Source organism: Affinundibacterium flavidum (assembly GCF_014284175.1).
Taxonomy (GTDB): domain Bacteria; phylum Pseudomonadota; class Gammaproteobacteria; order Burkholderiales; family Burkholderiaceae_D; genus Undibacterium; species Undibacterium flavidum.
Window position 1 is genome coordinate 130,023 of record NZ_JACOGA010000001.1, and the last position, 16,065, is coordinate 146,087.

General features: G+C 45.4%; 18 protein-coding genes. 15 read left to right on the forward strand and 3 right to left on the reverse strand.

The annotated features are described in order from the left end of the window. Window positions 1-142 precede the first annotated feature (142 nt). Window positions 143-574, forward strand: coding sequence for a diacylglycerol kinase (locus tag H8K55_RS00560; RefSeq protein ID WP_186940079.1), 432 nt, complete (start codon window positions 143-145; stop codon window positions 572-574). Window positions 575-660: 86 nt separating this feature from the next. Further along, window positions 661-1,704, forward strand: coding sequence for a hypothetical protein (locus tag H8K55_RS00565; protein ID WP_186940080.1), 1,044 nt, complete (start codon window positions 661-663; stop codon window positions 1,702-1,704). Between the two features lie 196 nt (window positions 1,705-1,900). On the opposite strand, the gene H8K55_RS00570 is transcribed toward H8K55_RS00565, so the two are convergent. Both H8K55_RS00570 and H8K55_RS00575 read right to left on the reverse strand, forming a co-directional pair. After that, window positions 1,901-3,790 (reverse strand): vWA domain-containing protein, encoded by a 1,890-nt coding sequence (locus tag H8K55_RS00570; protein ID WP_222612301.1) that lies wholly within the window; start codon window positions 3,788-3,790, stop codon window positions 1,901-1,903. Window positions 3,791-3,819: 29 nt separating this feature from the next. Further along, the gene (locus H8K55_RS00575; RefSeq protein WP_186940081.1) at window positions 3,820-4,476 is read right to left on the reverse strand and encodes an energy transducer TonB; all 657 of its coding nucleotides are present in this window, start codon (window positions 4,474-4,476) and stop codon (window positions 3,820-3,822) included. Between the two features lie 335 nt (window positions 4,477-4,811). Between H8K55_RS00575 and H8K55_RS00580 the strand changes: the two genes are divergently transcribed. The 13 genes from H8K55_RS00580 to H8K55_RS00640 all read left to right on the forward strand — a co-directional run bounded on the left by H8K55_RS00580 (window position 4,812) and on the right by H8K55_RS00640 (window position 14,405). Next, window positions 4,812-5,516: a response regulator transcription factor gene (locus tag H8K55_RS00580; RefSeq protein ID WP_230408435.1), complete on the forward strand. Its 705-nt coding sequence runs from the start codon at window positions 4,812-4,814 to the stop codon at window positions 5,514-5,516. Between the two features lie 7 nt (window positions 5,517-5,523). Beyond that, the gene (locus H8K55_RS00585; RefSeq protein WP_186940082.1) at window positions 5,524-7,050 is read left to right on the forward strand and encodes a sensor histidine kinase; all 1,527 of its coding nucleotides are present in this window, start codon (window positions 5,524-5,526) and stop codon (window positions 7,048-7,050) included. 612 nt (window positions 7,051-7,662) lie between these two features. Next, complete coding sequence (locus tag H8K55_RS00590; protein WP_186940083.1) at window positions 7,663-8,088, forward strand: hypothetical protein; 426 nt, start codon at window positions 7,663-7,665, stop codon at window positions 8,086-8,088. A gap of 129 nt (window positions 8,089-8,217) precedes the next feature. Then, window positions 8,218-8,679, forward strand: a complete 462-nt coding sequence (locus tag H8K55_RS00595) for a GNAT family N-acetyltransferase (RefSeq protein WP_230408436.1) — start codon at window positions 8,218-8,220, stop codon at window positions 8,677-8,679. Between the two features lie 23 nt (window positions 8,680-8,702). Then, entirely contained in the window at window positions 8,703-8,894 is a 192-nt protein-coding gene (locus tag H8K55_RS00600) for a KOW motif-containing protein (protein ID WP_186940084.1), read from the forward strand. Window positions 8,895-8,935: 41 nt separating this feature from the next. Continuing rightward, the gene (locus H8K55_RS00605) at window positions 8,936-9,160 is read left to right on the forward strand and encodes a hypothetical protein (protein ID WP_186940085.1); all 225 of its coding nucleotides are present in this window, start codon (window positions 8,936-8,938) and stop codon (window positions 9,158-9,160) included. 74 nt (window positions 9,161-9,234) lie between these two features. Beyond that, entirely contained in the window at window positions 9,235-9,780 is a 546-nt protein-coding gene (locus H8K55_RS00610; protein ID WP_186940086.1) for a nucleotidyltransferase family protein, read from the forward strand. Between the two features lie 57 nt (window positions 9,781-9,837). Next, window positions 9,838-10,248, forward strand: a complete 411-nt coding sequence (locus H8K55_RS00615; protein ID WP_186940087.1) for a GFA family protein — start codon at window positions 9,838-9,840, stop codon at window positions 10,246-10,248. A 160-nt stretch (window positions 10,249-10,408) separates the two neighbouring features. Next, window positions 10,409-10,852 (forward strand): hypothetical protein, encoded by a 444-nt coding sequence (locus H8K55_RS00620; protein ID WP_186940088.1) that lies wholly within the window; start codon window positions 10,409-10,411, stop codon window positions 10,850-10,852. Window positions 10,853-10,866: 14 nt separating this feature from the next. After that, on the forward strand, window positions 10,867-11,298 hold the full coding sequence (locus tag H8K55_RS00625) for a GCN5 family acetyltransferase (RefSeq protein ID WP_186940089.1): 432 nt from the start codon (window positions 10,867-10,869) through the stop codon (window positions 11,296-11,298). Window positions 11,299-11,382: 84 nt separating this feature from the next. After that, window positions 11,383-12,246 carry an alpha/beta hydrolase gene (locus H8K55_RS00630; RefSeq protein WP_186940090.1) on the forward strand — a complete coding sequence of 288 codons (864 nt, stop codon included), beginning with the start codon at window positions 11,383-11,385 and terminating at the stop codon, window positions 12,244-12,246. Window positions 12,247-12,506: 260 nt separating this feature from the next. Further along, on the forward strand, window positions 12,507-13,460 hold the full coding sequence (locus tag H8K55_RS00635) for a hypothetical protein (RefSeq protein ID WP_186940091.1): 954 nt from the start codon (window positions 12,507-12,509) through the stop codon (window positions 13,458-13,460). Window positions 13,461-13,730: 270 nt separating this feature from the next. Then, a complete protein-coding gene (locus H8K55_RS00640) occupies window positions 13,731-14,405 on the forward strand; it encodes a DUF6998 domain-containing protein (RefSeq protein WP_186940092.1) in 675 nt (224 codons plus the stop codon). Window positions 14,406-14,461: 56 nt separating this feature from the next. Here the strand turns inward: H8K55_RS00640 and H8K55_RS00645 are convergent, their stop codons facing one another. Continuing rightward, on the reverse strand, window positions 14,462-16,015 hold the full coding sequence (locus H8K55_RS00645; RefSeq protein WP_186940323.1) for a SpoVR family protein: 1,554 nt from the start codon (window positions 16,013-16,015) through the stop codon (window positions 14,462-14,464). Window positions 16,016-16,065 lie beyond the last annotated feature (50 nt).

Here is a 16,065-nt window from a genome sequence, read left to right on the forward strand (position 1 = left end):
CTATGCCATCATTCTCTGGTGAAGTTCAATACAGCAAATTATTCTCTATGTCATAGACAACTGATAGAATCCAGCCAGCCATTTGGTCAAGAAGCAGCGTAATTAACATAGTAAACAACAGCGTAAAAAAAGGAATGTTTGCATGAGTGAATCAAAGCAACCGCAAGAGCAAGGCAGTGCGCCAGTGGAAAATCAAATCAGTGAATTTAAAAGCAAAAGTGGTGTGAAACGGATCTTTTCCGCATTTTTTTATTCTCTTGAAGGGCTGCAAGCCGCTTGGCGTCAAGAACATGCGTTTCGTCAAGAATTAGTCTTGGTCGTACTTGGTACCATCATTGCCTTGTGTTTACCGGTTTCTGCATTTGAAAAACTGATGATGATCGCGGTCTTGGTGTTGATGTTGATCGTGGAATTACTCAACTCGGCGATTGAAGCTGTGGTTGACCGTGTTTCATTAGAGCGTCATGAACTTTCGAAGAATGCAAAAGATTTTGGTAGCGCAGCCGTACTACTCACGTTCTTGATGGCAGTCGCAACGTGGACAGTCATCTTGTTTGATCGATTTTATTATTGAGTGATTTTTTGAATATAGTCCTGCAAGTGCACCGATTACTTACATCATGCGTTATCAACTTACTCCCACTTTATAAGAGTTAAAAAATGACTTTCCAAAAAATGTACATAAAGAGCCTGATCATGTTCGCGCTGTTGTGCGGCGTGATGAGTTCCGCGTTTGCTCATAGAGATGACGGTGAATTTCAGATATTGCAGGCACGCTATGGTACTGCTGAACGGAATGTTGATGTCACCCAGACTTTGAAAGAGTTAGCCAGCCGCGACCGCACTTTCCGTATGGGAAATGAGAGTTTTGGAATTGATCCTCATCCTAATCGGATCAAGACTTTACGCATTTATGCACGCAGTGATCGTGGCGAAATACGTACTTTTGAGTATCGTGAAGGTAGTTTAATCGATGGCAGTTTGTTTAAGGGATGGGGTGGCGGCAATTGGGGACGCTCTGGTGATTATCATGGTGCATGGGAAGATCGTGGATCGAAGGGATCGAACGCAGCCAATAGAGATAATCGCGACGACGGTGAATACTTGATCCTTAGCGCGCGTTATGGCACAGAAGAACGCAATGTGGATGTCACGGATCGTTTGAAAGAATTGGCGCGTAGTGATAATAATTTCCGCATGGGTAATCGTAGTTTTGGCATAGACCCACATCCAAATCGTGTTAAAACACTGCGCATTTATGCCCGCGGTAATCGGGGTGATGTACGTACTTTTGAATATATCGAAGGCAGTGTTATTGATGGCGCTTTATTTAAAAGTTGGGGGCGCGGTAACTGGGGAAATCGTGGTGACTACAAAGGTGGTTGGGGTAACGGCAATGGCAATGAACGTTCCCAAGGAAACCGCAGAGGTGACGACGCGCTCAATGAGTCAGGGCAAAATGCACAACTCACTATCGTCAGTGCCTATTATGGAACCGAGTCTCGTAAAATTGATGTGAGCCGCGCGGTGCGTGCTTATGCTCGTGATGGACGTTTAGAGCTAAAAGTGGAAAATGATAGTTTGGGCGGTGGCGATCCGGTGCCTGGTGTGGTAAAAACCTTGTGGGTAACGTATTCTGTCAATGGCGGCCGCACACAAACTGTTCGCGTTGAGGAGCGCGGTTGGTTGAGTTTACCCCGCTAATTAGATGGTGTTCTTCCCTGAGCTTGAAGCAAAAAATCACGCTCAGGGTCGCTAGGAAGCCTACGGTATTTTTTACCCCCGCTTCATAATCAAAAAGGGCAAAATTCTTTGCCCTTTTTGATTTTTGAAACCTGCATTATTCATTGATCTACAACAGGTGTTTGCTTAGTTTACTGGATTCGCTTAATTTGCTTACTTAGTCACTTTCCAACGCGGCGGTTTCAGCGACCGCAGGCTTGGTCTGCTTCTTACTTAATTGTTTCGCTTGCACCGGATGCAGGGCGGCTGATAATTCCACCAGACGGATAAACTCAGCTCGATGACCAAAGCGATCGCTGCCGCGTGCTGAATTTGCCAGTGCCAGAATATCTTTCGGGCCGTAGTTCGCAATCAAGCTGCTGCCACGTAACCATTGTGCCCATGCGGCGACTGCGGTCGCGAAACGAAAATCTTGATCTGCTGACTTAATGTTGTCGACCATATTGGTCTGCTTAATTGGTGTTTCTACCAGCTGACTTTGTTCGCTACCCGGCGTTTTGTAGCGTAATTTTAGCCATGCTAATTCATCGCTAAGCGCCTCCTTGTTTTGGGTTTCTTTGCTCGGTGCTTTATCGCTTATATTTGGCTGATAGCGCAATGCATCGATATTGCCTTTGCTGCCCTTAGGTACAATTTCATAGAGCGCGGTGACGGTATGGCCTGCACCGATATCGCCCGCATCTACTTTGTCGTCATTAAATTGCTCGCGTGTCAAAGCGCGTAATTCATAACCGATTAAACGATATTCTTTGACCAGTGCTGGGTTGAACTCCACTTGCAATTTCAAGTCTTGTGCGATGGTTGCTAAAGTTGAGGTGTATTCGTTGACCAAGACTTTGTGCGCTTCTTGTAAGCTATCGAGATAGTGATAACTTCCATCGCCATTGTTTGCTAGTTTCTTCATCAAGGCTTCGTTGTAATTGTCATCGCCTACACCGAGCGTGCTGAGGCTAATGCCAGCTTTACGTTCACGTTCGACCAATGCTTTGAGATCGCGGTCATTGGTGACGCCGATATTCAAATCGCCGTCAGTGGCGAGTAAGACGCGATTGATGCCTCCTTGAATTTTTCCTGCATGGGCTTGTGCATAAGCGAGCTTGATGCCTGCTTCACCATTCGTGCCGCCGCCCGCGCTTAGCTGTTCAAGTGCAAGATTAATTTTGGCTTTTTGATCGCCAGCCGTGGCAGGTAATACGACGCGAGTGCCATTGGCATAAGTGACTAGGCTCACGCGATCTTGTGGGCGTAATTGTGCCACTAAGAGTTTGAGCGATGAGCGAACCAAAGGTAGGCGGTCGGGCATGTCCATAGAGCCGGAAACATCAACTAAAAAGACCAGGTTCGCTGCAGGTAAAGTTTCTTTCGCGAGATCTTTGCCTTTGATCGCAATTCTCAATAGTTGGCGCGAGGCATTCCATGGCGAAGCGCTTAGTTGCGTATGTACACTAAATGGATGAGCATCGTCTTTCTTCGGCAAGGCGTAATCATACGAAAAATAATTCACCATTTCTTCAGCGCGTATCGCATCGTGAGCTGGCAATTGACCTTGCTGTATAAAGCGCCGCACATTCGCATAGCTACCGGTATCGACGTCTGCGCTAAAAGTCGAGACGGGTTCTTCGGTCACTAACTTCCAACTATTTTCTTGAATTTTTTGGTACTTGGCAGTGGTCGTCACAGATGCCTGCGACATGTCTAATTTGGCGTTTTCCTGTACTGATCTCGACATTTGCTGCATTGGTGAATTCGCCACTTTGCTGACCGGTGACATTTCTGCTGGGCTGACGATGTAGGCTGGCGGAGGTGGGGCAGAAACGTGTGCCTCCAATGGCTGTGGCATATACACATTGGATTTGGTTTCTGCTATGACCACTTCCGCTATTCGCGCTTTTGCAGGTGCCTGCAGGGCGAGATCTGCTTTCGTTTCATTCTGTGTTTCGACTCTGCTTGAAGAGCCACAGCCAATCAGGCTTATGCAGAAAACACAACTAATAACGAGTGCAAGAATATCGTGTTGATGATGTGTGCCGTTGTGAGTGATGTTCATGTTAATTCCTTGTGCGTTTGGTTTTAAAATTAGCGCTCGTTAATCGTCCAGACATATTGCAACTTCGCCCAGGATTTCTCAGGCACACCATCGATAGAGCCGGGTTTGAATTTGCATAAACTCAAGCCTTGCACTGCGGCTTTATCGAGCGCACGTGAACCACTGGATTTCTCGACGCGACTTTCTAATACCCGACCGTCGGGGCCGATCAACATCGCCAAATTCACTGTGCCTTCTTCACCAATACGGATCGAGCTGGTGGGGTATTCTGGTTTTTCGCAGGCGTTGGAATCGACTTGTGCTGCAATATGCACAGGTGCCCGTGGTGGTGCGATTTCGGTTTTGCCTAATCCTGTTTCCGTTGATTTGGTCGGCTCGAAATCGTGCTTTTCGAGTGTGTCGCGTTTAACTGTCGTGATGGCACGCTCATCAAAATTAGTCGGAATAATTGGTGGTTCGATATAGGTCGGCAAAGGCATGATCTTGCTAGGTTCACGCATTTTGATCGGCTCTTCCACTCTTGGTGGTGGTGCAATTGGCGTCATCTCGATCACGCGCGGTTGGCGAAAATCGATTACGTTCGTCGCCTGCAAACCTAAGCCCAAGGCGAGGGCATGCAAGATGCCGGTGATCAATAAAGAAGATATTTTTCTTTGTGGTGCTTGTCCATAGTTGTATGTGCTCATGATGAACTCCCTGACGAAATGAAATGCTCGGTAACTAATTGAGTAGCTGCTTGGCGATGCGCTTGAAACTGTTATTGCTCATCGTTGGAATAATGATATGCTAGTTACTAGCAAAATAAAAGGAAAATTTAAGTAAATATTTTGCGATTTATTGGATATTTAAACGCTTGTAAGGGTTTATTCTCAATAAATCAAGGACTTAGCTATGCGCAAAAAATGAGAATTATCTGCTAGTCACTAGCAAAAAAGCTTCTTATTCTTTGCTATTTACTAGTAAAATGACTTCCAAGAGTAAGTATTCAGATGTGCAAATCGGCGTCGTCAGGGAATTGAAAATGTCAAATATGCAAAATGCAAATCAACAAACCATGCCACCAACTTCAGTACAAATCGATTCTGGTATAAAAACGATACGTGTCTTGCTAGCGGACGACCATCCCATCGTGATGACAGGTTTTGCCATGTCTTTAGGCGCAGAGGGGATGGACGTAGTTGGGCAGGCGAAGACACCCCAAGAAGCGGTAGAACAATTCATGGCATTGCAGCCAGACGTCGTGGTGTTGGATATTCGCTTTGGTGCTGAGATGACAGGTTTGGATGCCGCCCGCCATATTTTAGAAAAACAGCCGGACGCCCAAATCGTTTTTTTAAGTCAATTTGATCAAGATGCCTTAATTAAAGAGACTTATCGTTTAGGTGCGAAAGCTTTTGTCACGAAAGACTGTGATCCGGCAGATTTAGCAGTGGCGGTCCAACGTGCAAGTGAAGGTGAACTCTATTTCATGCCGCAAATTGCGGAGCGCCTAGCTAATTTATCGGTGCGTGGTGATGCTTCGCCACAGACTTTGTTGGATGAACGTAGCTTAGAAATTTTTAAACTCATGGCCGAAGGTTTGACCAATGTAGAGATCGCCGAAAAACTGGATCTCTCACAAAAAACCATCAGCAATATCAGCCAAGCAGTTAAAGAAAAGCTCGGCATCCATAGACCGGCTTTAATCACGAAGCTGGCGATGAAACATGGTTTGATTGAGCCTTAAGCTAACGATGACAGTCAAAAATACATCAGGATTTGTCGGTAGCGTGCTGCAATGGCGCAGCTGGAGCATACGCACGCGATTGATGGTGATTGCGGTTTTTCCTGTGGTCTATTTGTTTTTCTCTTTGATTTCTTACTCGTATTACGCACGCCTAAAAGAAGTTGAAGAAGAACTCAATGCCCGTGCCAAAACCATTACCACCGCCTTAGCTGAAGGGGTTGAATACAATATCATCGCTGCCAATGTGCAAGGCATTAAGCAAATGATTTATGGAGTCATTCAAACTGATCGTAGTGTTTATCGTATTGATATTTTTGATGCGAATAAACAAGAACTCAGTCATGTGGAAAATGCAGGCAGAGCCAAACCTGAAAAAAATTACGTGGAGTTGCCGATCAAGCGGCATATGGTATGGGTTAATTTACATACCGAAACCCACGATTCTTTATACAAACTTGATCCAAGCAAAGAAAAAAATCAGGCTGTGTTAGGTTATGTACGAGTGACGATGACGAAGACCTATTTGCTCGACAAACAGCGTTATCGATTCTCCATAGAACTCTTGATGTCGGTACTCGCGTTGGCCGTTAGCGCCTGGTTGGCGTGGTTCTTGTCCAGAGGTTTAACCCGCCCTTTGCATGGCGCGATTGAAGCGTTGCGCGACATCAGTGCTGGTCGCACAGAAACCCAAATGAGAATCTCTCACGGCGGTGAAATCGGTGAACTGCAAAGCTCGATCAACGAGATGGCGCACAATTTGCATCAGTCACAAACGCACTTAGAAAACACTGTCGCCGAGCGCACAAAAGAACTGATCGCATCGCGTAACGAAGCATTGAAAGCCGATGCGGAAAAACGCCGACTGATACACAAAGTTAACGCCATCGTCGAAAACGAACGTCAAAGCATCGCCTTAGAAATTCACGATGAGCTAAATGCCTCGCTGATCGCCGTGCGTCTAGAATCAGAACGTATCGCCAAAATCACTGCCAAAGCCGAACACGATGAACGCTTCGCTCCCATGCTTCAAGAAATCCAAGATCGAGCAAAAGCCGTCGTCAAGCTAGCCTTAGATTTATACGCCAATGGCAGAAACCTGGTGCGTCGTTTACGCCCAGAAGTTCTGGACATGCTGGGCCTAGAGGGCGCGATTGAAGAAATGCTTCGCCTGTATAACGCTGCGCACGAGGACTGTCATTTTGACTTTGCATCCGAAGGTGATTTTGCGCAATTAGATGGCGACCTCGCCATCTCCGCCTATCGCATCGTGCAAGAAGCCTGCTCGAATATTTTGAAACATGCGCAAGCAAAAAATGTTGATATCGCCTTACACATGAACCCAGAAAAATCTCAATTGACGATCAGTGTCAATGACGACGGCAAAGGCTTCGACCCAGAACAAGTCGCCGCCGGAATCGGCATCAGCGGCATGCGAGAACGCGTTTTGGCTTGGGGGGGGGAATTTGAATTGCAAAGCAAGGTGGGCGAGGGCACGCGTATCTTGATTAATTTGCCTGTGACGTTGTTGGCTTAAAATAGATGCGGTTTTTTTGGGGTGAATTTCGCTCTATAAGCGCTAACTAATGTTTAAATTCATTGGGGTCTAAATTAACAGGGAGCTGTATGGGTGTTAGATTCCGTTCACTTTGTAGGCTTAGATATCTACACCAGTTAACGCACGGTGAATACTCCTTTACCTTCAAGGCATAGGCATCTAAGAAAATTTTGACATGATGAATGAAGGAAAAAAGCGAAATAACAGCACAGCATGTCATTCCTGCGTAGGCAGGAATCTAGCGGCGTTCGTTGATCAACAAAAGACACTGGACTCCTGCCTACGCAGGAGCGACAGTAATTATTTCGCTGTTTATTCGACTTGTGTAGGTACCAATGCCTTCAAGGGGAAAGACTGGGATAGGGATGGGTTTCAGTCGTACAACAGAAGTCGTTATTGCGTCACTTTAACCCATCCCCACCCTAGCCCTCCCCTTGAAAGGGAGGGAACTTTTAGTGGTGCTCCGACTTATGTAGACACCGATATCTTGACGTAGAGAAAACAAGCCACCGGTATCAATGGAGATATGATTAGTAAGCTAGAAGGTGAGAGCTTATTTGGGGAAACCTGAAATTCGAAATGGAGCGTGCGATGAAAAAAGTCATATCAGCACTATTGTTAGGAATAAGCTGCATGGCGTGTTCTTTATTCGAGCAGCCAGTGACTTGGGAATTTATTCAGTCTGTCGGTGGTATAGCTCTCGATACGCCAGTTAGGGCAGGGACATTTTGGAGCTTACCTATCCAGCTTGATATCAGTGGTCTAACGAAGGTGACTGTCGAACCAAATACCTTGAATTCAGGATTGGCATGTCAGCGCGTAAGCGCCGTGGTTGACGGGCAAGTGATTTATCTGACTATTTTTGTGGCGTCCGCGGGATCTGAACGCACAGCAAAATGTGGACATGCTGTGATTGGATCAGCTGTCGCGGGAAGATACAAAGTATTTTACAAAGGTAACGACGAAGATCTTAAATTGATCGGTGAAGTGGAATTTGCATCAAAGCAAAAATTGTAGAGTAATGTTGTTCTGTAGGGCGGGGTGCAACCCGCGCCGCCAGAATGAGACGCAAGCAAGGCCGCCTTATACGTAGCGATGATGACGCCTCCCCAACATAACTAAGACTAGAAAAGAATTTAAAAAATAATGAATAAACTCACATATCGACAAGCCACCAATGCGGACATTCCCGCGATGTCGAAGATACGTCTATCTGTGCGCGAAAATGTCTTGTCCAATCCGGCCTTGGTAACGCAAAAAATGTATGAAGATTATCTGGAGTTGTCAGGCCGTGGATGGGTCTGCGAACTTGATGGAAACATCATAGGATTCTCGTATGCAGCCAGCGCAGATCATTCGATTTGGGCACTGTTTGTTGATCCCAATTTTGAAGGGCTGGGTGCTGGTAAAGAGTTGCTCCGCTTGTCGAGCCAGTGGTTGTTTGAGAACGGTGCGACTTCCGTAAAATTGGGAACTAGTGTCAATTCAAGAGCTGAGCGATTTTATCTCGCACAAGGATGGATCAGAGGCGAAATGAAGACTGCAAGCGAAGTAAGTTTTCGCTTGGATAGCACTACCTGTGATATGAGTATGGACATTGAAGCATAGACTGAAAATTCGGAGAAATCGAGATGACTGACGAACAAAAAAACACCATTAACGACGGCGATCTTTGCAAGGTGATTGGTGGAACACACAAAGGAAAATCCGGCACCGTACGTGATATTAACACCAGCAAGACTGGGCATTTGACGATTACGGTTGTGCAGGAAAATGGCGAACGTTTTAAGACCTTGGCTAAGAATGTTGTAGTTCAAGCTTAGAGTCATTAATAATTCATGTTCACACAGTAAAGAGATTTACTATGCGCCTTTTTCCTAAAGTAAACTTCATGGATATCTTCATGGATATCTTCATGTTGGCATGGGCACTATTGCCTTTTCTTGCGTTGATGTTTTTATCGTCGCCAATGATTAAGAATTGGCTAGATCCAATAGTGAATGATGTACTTTCTGTCCTGTTCTTGGCAAGCTGTTTGGGTTTTCCTATGGCGACTTGTCTGTATTTTTATTGGCGCATAAATAAGTGATTTCCTAGTTTTGTGAAGCGAGTGTAATCCGTGCCACTAACAGCAGACGTACTCGCAATATCATCGATTAATCCATGAAACAACAATTCATTGAAGACGTGCTCACCAACCACAACAACGCAAAAATTTTAGCGCGTTGGGATGCGCTCGCTTTGCCTGATAGCTGGCTAGTTGCCGGATGCCTGTTCCAGACAGTGTGGAATAGCACTTCACAACAAGCCCCTGAATCCGGCATTAAAGACTACGATATTTTCTATTACGATCCCGAGGATTTGTCCGCAGAAGCCGAGCAAGCAAAGCAGCAATATGCCGACGAACTATTTGCAGATCTGAACATCACTTTGGAAGTGTGCAATCAAGCCAGGGTCCATCTTTGGTACGAATCGCACTTCGGGCATAGTTATCCCAAACTCATTAGCGCACAAGACGGCATAGATCGCTTTTTGATTCCGTCAACCTGCGTTGGCATGACGCCACAAGAAGTATATGCACCGAATGGTTTCGATATTTTGTATCAAGGTGTGTTGAGCATGAATCCACTCACACCGCATCGAACGCTATATGAGCAAAAAGCCCATTCGTATCAGCAGCGTTGGCCGTGGTTGCGACGCATGGAATGAGCTGGGCTTTCAGAATATCACCACAGACTTTCAAGATCACACGAGAGGAGCGATAGAATGAAACAGTTAATAGAAGGCGCTTGTTTGTGCGGTGCTGTGCATTGGACTTTTCCCGGCGAGCCCGATGGCGCCACCGCTTGTAATTGCACTGCTTGCCGACGCTATGGTGTGTTATGGGCCTATGATTACGAGAGCGATGGTCAGACTGTTGGCATCAATATTCGCGGTACAACTCGTGCTTATGTACGCGGCAAAGCGTTAGAATTTCATTTTTGCCCAGAGTGTGGATGCGTCGCATTTTGGCGTGGTCTGCGATTGGACGAGCAAGGTCGTCGCCGTATTGCGGTCAATTTACGGCTGGCAGAACCAGAAGCCGTGGTGCAGATTCCGATTGATCATTTTGATGGACTCGATACTTTTGACGATTTGCCGCGCGATGGGAAATGCGTTGCTGATTATTGGTTTTGATTGACGTTGTAATTAATTTATCTCATTATCAAGCCTCATTTTTTTACATAGTATTGTCACTTAGCTTAGTAACTTAGCTTCACCACTTTCCTTTGTACTTCAATAGAGTTGTGTTTCATTTTCAAACAATTTTTTTACGCCGACCAAAACTTAAATTTTCATGAAAAAATCTCACACCGTTTGGGTTTACCTAGCAGGCATCATCGCCTTAATTGGCGTTGTCATCCACCTCGCCACCATCGTTGCAGGTCCTAGCTGGTATGTCTTTTTCGGCGCACCACCGAAGATCGTCCAATCCGCCCGTGATGGTACTTGGATCGCCCCGGTCGGTGGATTGGTGATTGCAGGTTTAATGGCAATCTGCGCGGCTTATGCATTTTCTGCACTTGGCGTGATACGACGCTTACCTTTGCTCCGCACCGGGCTCGCAGGCATGGCGACTATCTGTTTGTTACGCGCCTTAGTGCTATGGCCTTTGATGATCAATCATCCAGAGTTACGCAATACATTCGAGATCGTCGCTTCTATAGTGTGGGGTTTGGCTGGTGTGGGTTTTGTGTTTGGGTTTCGTTTGGTGCAAATGCAGAGCCGCGTAGCTATTTAATATTGAGGCAATTTATGGATCTGCAATTTGTACCTCCATTAGTTCTTGATGCTACGAAAGTCGGGGAGTATCCGGCTAGTGCAAAAGCCGGTGGCGGCTATGTATGGGATGCAGTGCTAGAGTATCGGGTGTGGTGTCACCCAGAACTTGGAGCGCCTGATGTCTGTGAAGGGAATGATTATTTCTACGCCTTTGAAACCTATGCAGAAGCAATCGAATATGCAGAACAGCATAAGGGCTGCGAAGAACCACTAGCATTGATTTTGCAGTGTGAATACATAGATGAACCCGAACCTGAACAATATGCGCATATTAAACAAGAACGTGTTGCCGAATGGCCAGTAGAATTTTTGAGTAGGCCGAGGCGTACAGAAAATACTATCCCCGATTTTCTGTCACCAAATGCTCCGTCAAATCGCTTAGCTATATTGCGAGGGCAGGTTTAACTTCTAAATTGACAACGGTGCGTAATATCACTAGTTCTACAATTTCTCTGCTAAGAAAAAAACAGCAAACTTAGTCAATAAAAAATGAAAATTTTTCTCACTCTCGTTTTCGGTATTTTAATCAGCGCATGTGCATCCACTAATCAAACAAGAGCAACGACGCCAACCGCACAAAACTATAACCATCTACCAGCACTACAAGGCGATTATTTCAAAATAAATTCGACCTATGTAAGCAGAGATTTTCATATCAATGTGCGACTTCCTCAAGGCTATCACGCTAACGACGCCACTACGTATCCCGTGGTGTATGTGTTGGATGGCGATAGCCTTTTTCCGCTACTGGCACCTACCCACCTTTTTTTGAATTACGACGAAAAACTCCCCGAAGCGATTATTGTTGGTATCAGCTATGGCAGCTTCGATCCGACGATTAATAAACGCAACATCGACTTCTCAGCATCCGCAATCGATGCCGCGCTCGGTGAAGATGGTGCACCACGTTTTTTAGATTTTCTGAAAAAAGAATTGATCCCCAAAATTGAAAATCAATTCCGCGCCAATGCCGCAAAACGCATACTGGTCGGGCAATCACGTGCAGGCTATTTTGTATTGTGGTCAGCGCTGGAGGATCCCGATTTATTCTGGGGACGCATCGCCAGCAATCCAGCCCTAACGCCAGGCCGTGCACGGTTTTTTGAAGCAGCCGCAAATCACACCAAAAAAGACTTGAAAGTCGCGATCAGCTCCGGTACTCGTGACACTGAACAAAGACAGCGTAATGCGACGGAGTGGGGTACAAACTGGTCATCCCGCACTGATGCGCCTTGGGCTGTCAATCTGATTAAGCTAGAAGGCGGCACACATGCTGCGACGATTGGTGAGACTTATCGACGGGCTATGCTCTGGTTGTTTGAAACAGAAATTGCTGCGGTCAAAGTGCCATGATTTTGGGTTTTGCGTGGTGCCAATTTGTCATGGATTAACTTCATCGTAGGTGCGATCACCTTTGCGTAATCGCACGTATGAAAATGGCGATGTTTTAAGGGATAAAATTTAGTAAAGTTGGTTTGTAGAGCTGATTTAAGATATTGTTTTAAATATATTAGAAAGAAAAAGATATACTTGCGATCACTCAAAGCTGATCGCACCTGAAGCGCTAGTTGGGACTCGTAAATAAACGTAAACACCAAAATAGGCAAATGAATATGAATAAGAAAACACTTACTCAGGTCAGTCAAATCGATTGGCGCTTTTGGAGCGCAAGTTGCATATTAGGATTTACCGCCGGACTATTTGCCGGAATGAGCGAATCTCCGGTAGGGTTGACATTAGTAGCAGGAATCTTTGGCCTCATTGGAGGTGGTGGTATGTATAGCCTGCTCTCAAAGGGAAGTCCGTTAAAGCAATCTGAAGAAAAACCGCCTGGCAATAATGAGGTTTGGATGTTGTTGCAGTCTGCGGCCTTAGCTACATCGTTGTTCTGTATATTTTCAATACTTGGTGTATCGATAGGAATTGCTCTAAGGGAAGGTTGGATATTGCCAAAATCATCTAGTCACGTTTCAAAACTGATTCCAATAGCGGAAGAAGGCGGACATCTTTTGAGAAGACAACAGTTGAAGTTACTCATCCTTCAAACTGAACTTGTTAGCCTTGGAGTATCAAATGAAGAAAATAATCATTTTGTGAGGAGTTTTATCTCTACAGGTAAAAACACTCGAGCCGAAGGGTTTAGTGAAAATGAATCTCTCAGGCATCTAAAACTTGAGGCAAAGAATCTCTCGATAGCTGTTTCGAAAGCGTTGGAGATCCTAAGCAATTCAGATGAAAACAATTCAAACGCAAAGATCAACTCAAAAACATCAGAAATTGAAGATAACGAGGATGTCCAACGTCGTATTAAATCATTGAATGAGATAAAGTATGGTGATGTTATACGAGCCTATGAATATCTCAAGGTTGCAGCTCCTGCTGCGAACAAAGTTCACAATTTTGTTGAAGATTCAAGTGTGCCAGAGCTGTCGGCAATACTTGATTTGATATCGCGATACCGTGAAGCCCGTGTGGATCAGCCTGCATATGGACGAGCATCTCCATTGGTTCCGCCGAAGAAGCTATTTGGATCCGAACCAGAACGTAAGGCATCTATTAAAAATTGAGCGATCAATTCGTAGTTGTTACAAATTTCTGCGGTATTAATTTTAGGGCTACTATTTGATAGTGGTTTTATTGCGATCAGTGTCGCGTTTTATACGTATGAAAACAGCTTGTAATAAGAGATATTTCGAGCAAAAAACTTTGTGAAAGTGACTTGTATAGCTGATTTAAAGTGTAGTTATCAATTTCGTTTTGAGTATGTTAGGATTAAAATACATTTGTGCGATTACGACTATTCTAGTCGCACCTACGGCGCTGGGACATAAGTAAATATGGCACTTACACAAATGCAAGTAATTCAATCTCTAGGCGAGGCAATGAATTGGCTCGAAAGGGAGCTGGCTTGGGGAGTGCAAGCAGCAGCACTTAGTCACCTAATGGGACGCATCGGTGAGCTCTATGTTGCACTCTTAAAAAATGGGCAAATGGCTAATCAAGTAAACGAAAGAGGTTATGACGTAATTACTCGAAATCGCGAAAGAATTTCGGTAAAGACAACTACGATGAGTAATGGTAAGGGACACGTAGATTTTAATGCTAATACACTTGATTTGGTAGATAGGGTGGTAATTTTACGATTTAATGTTGAAGAGTTGGAGATTGAAGTTTTGCTGGATAAAGTGATTAGTGAGGTGCTGCCATTAATGTCGGTATCAAAGAATGGGAAAAAAACTATTTCACTTTCGAAATTAACGCCCAAGAAAATTTTCTCTCATGAGCTTGTGAAGGTAAAAGAAGCTGCTTATCAAAATCTTCGTATTATTGAGCTGGAGAATGGTGCAATTGAGATTTATGAGGATAATGTTAAAGCTGCTAAGAGCCATCCAATCCTTCGGAAAATTGCCTTTGAAATTTCTGTGCCACTGTTAAATAGTAAGGGCAATCCATACAATACAAGACAACTGGGCTCGCTAGTCATATCTGCATTGAGCTTAGATGGGAGTTAGAAATGGTAACGCTCAAGTAATAGAGGTTACTTCGCAAATTCTTTTCGGATATATTTTCACCCCCGCCGCCCCTTACGTTTCTCCAACTTACACTCCTGCGTAGCAATAATCTGATTATTGCTATCCACAGTCTCCAGATACACGTCAAATCCCCATAGCCTTGCCACATGTTTTAATACTTCTGCTGTTTGATTATTCAGTGGCCTGCGCAGGTATTGGTTGTGGCGTAGGGTGAGGGCGCGGTCGCCTTGTAGGTCTACTGACCAGACTTGGATGTTGGGTTCGCGATTGCCGAGGTTGTATTGGCCTGCGAGTTGTTGGCGTATGGCGTGGTAGCCGGCTTCGTCGTGGATGGCGGAGACGCTGAGGGTCTTTTTGCTGTCGTCATCTAAGATTGCGAAGAAGTGAAAATCTCGTATCAATTTGGGTGATAGATATTGCGCGATGAAGCTTTCGTCTTTGAAATTACGCATGGCGAAATGCAGGGTTTTTAGCCAGTCTGCGCCTGCGATATCGGGGAACCATAGTCTGTCTTCTTCGGTAGGGTGTTCGCAGATGCGGCGGATGTCGCTCATCATCGCGAAGCCTAGCGCGTAGGGGTTAATGCCGTTGTAGTACTTACTGCTGACTGGCGGTTGGTAGACGACATTGGTGTGGCTTTGTAAAAACTCCATCATGAAGCCATCGCCGACGATGCCTTCTTCAAATAGTTGATACAAGATGGTGTAATGCCAAAACGTCGCCCAGCCTTCGTTCATGACTTGCGTTTGTCTTTGCGGGTAAAAATATTGCGAAATCTTGCGGATGATGCGGACGATTTCTCTCTCCCACGGTTGTAGTAGTGGCGAATATTTTTCTATGAAGTAGAGCAGATTTTCTTGTGGCTCTTCGGGATAGCGGCGTATTTCTTCTTCGCTGACCACGTCTTCGCGGCGTGGCACGGTGCGCCACAGATCATTGACTTGCGATTGCAGATAACGCTCGCGTTCTTCTTGTCTTTCTTTTTCTTCGGCGAGTGAGATTTTGGTGGGGCGTTTGTATCTGTCTACACCATAGTTTTGCAGCGCGTGGCAGGAATCGACTAAGAGTTCTACCGCCTCTATGCCATAGCGTTGTTCGCAGTCGCTGATGTATTGTTTGGCGAAGACCATGTAGTCAATGATGGCGTCGGCGTCGGTCCAGGTGCGGAACAGGTAATTGCCTTTGAAGAAGGAGTTGTGGCCATAGGCGGCATGCGCGATCACCAGTGTTTGCATGGTGAGGCTGTTTTCTTCCATCAGATAGGCGATGCAAGGATTTGAGTTGATGACGATTTCATACGCCAGCCCCATGTGACCGCGCTTGTAGTTTCTCTCTGTGGATAAGAAGTGTTTGCCGAAAGACCAGTGGTTGTACGATACCGGCATGCCGACTGAGGCGTAGGCATCCATCATTTGTTCGGCGGTGATGATTTCTAATTGATTTGGGTAAGTGTCTAGCTGAAAGTTTTTGGCGACGCGAGCGACTTCTTCATGCGCTTGTTCTATCAATTCGAAGGTCCATTCTGATTGATCTGGTAGGCGGCGCGGATTGCGCGAGGAAGTAGATTCGGCTGAAGGCGTACCTGTCATATTGTCATCCGCAATATTTTCATCTTTAATCGCATTGTGGCTATTCATAC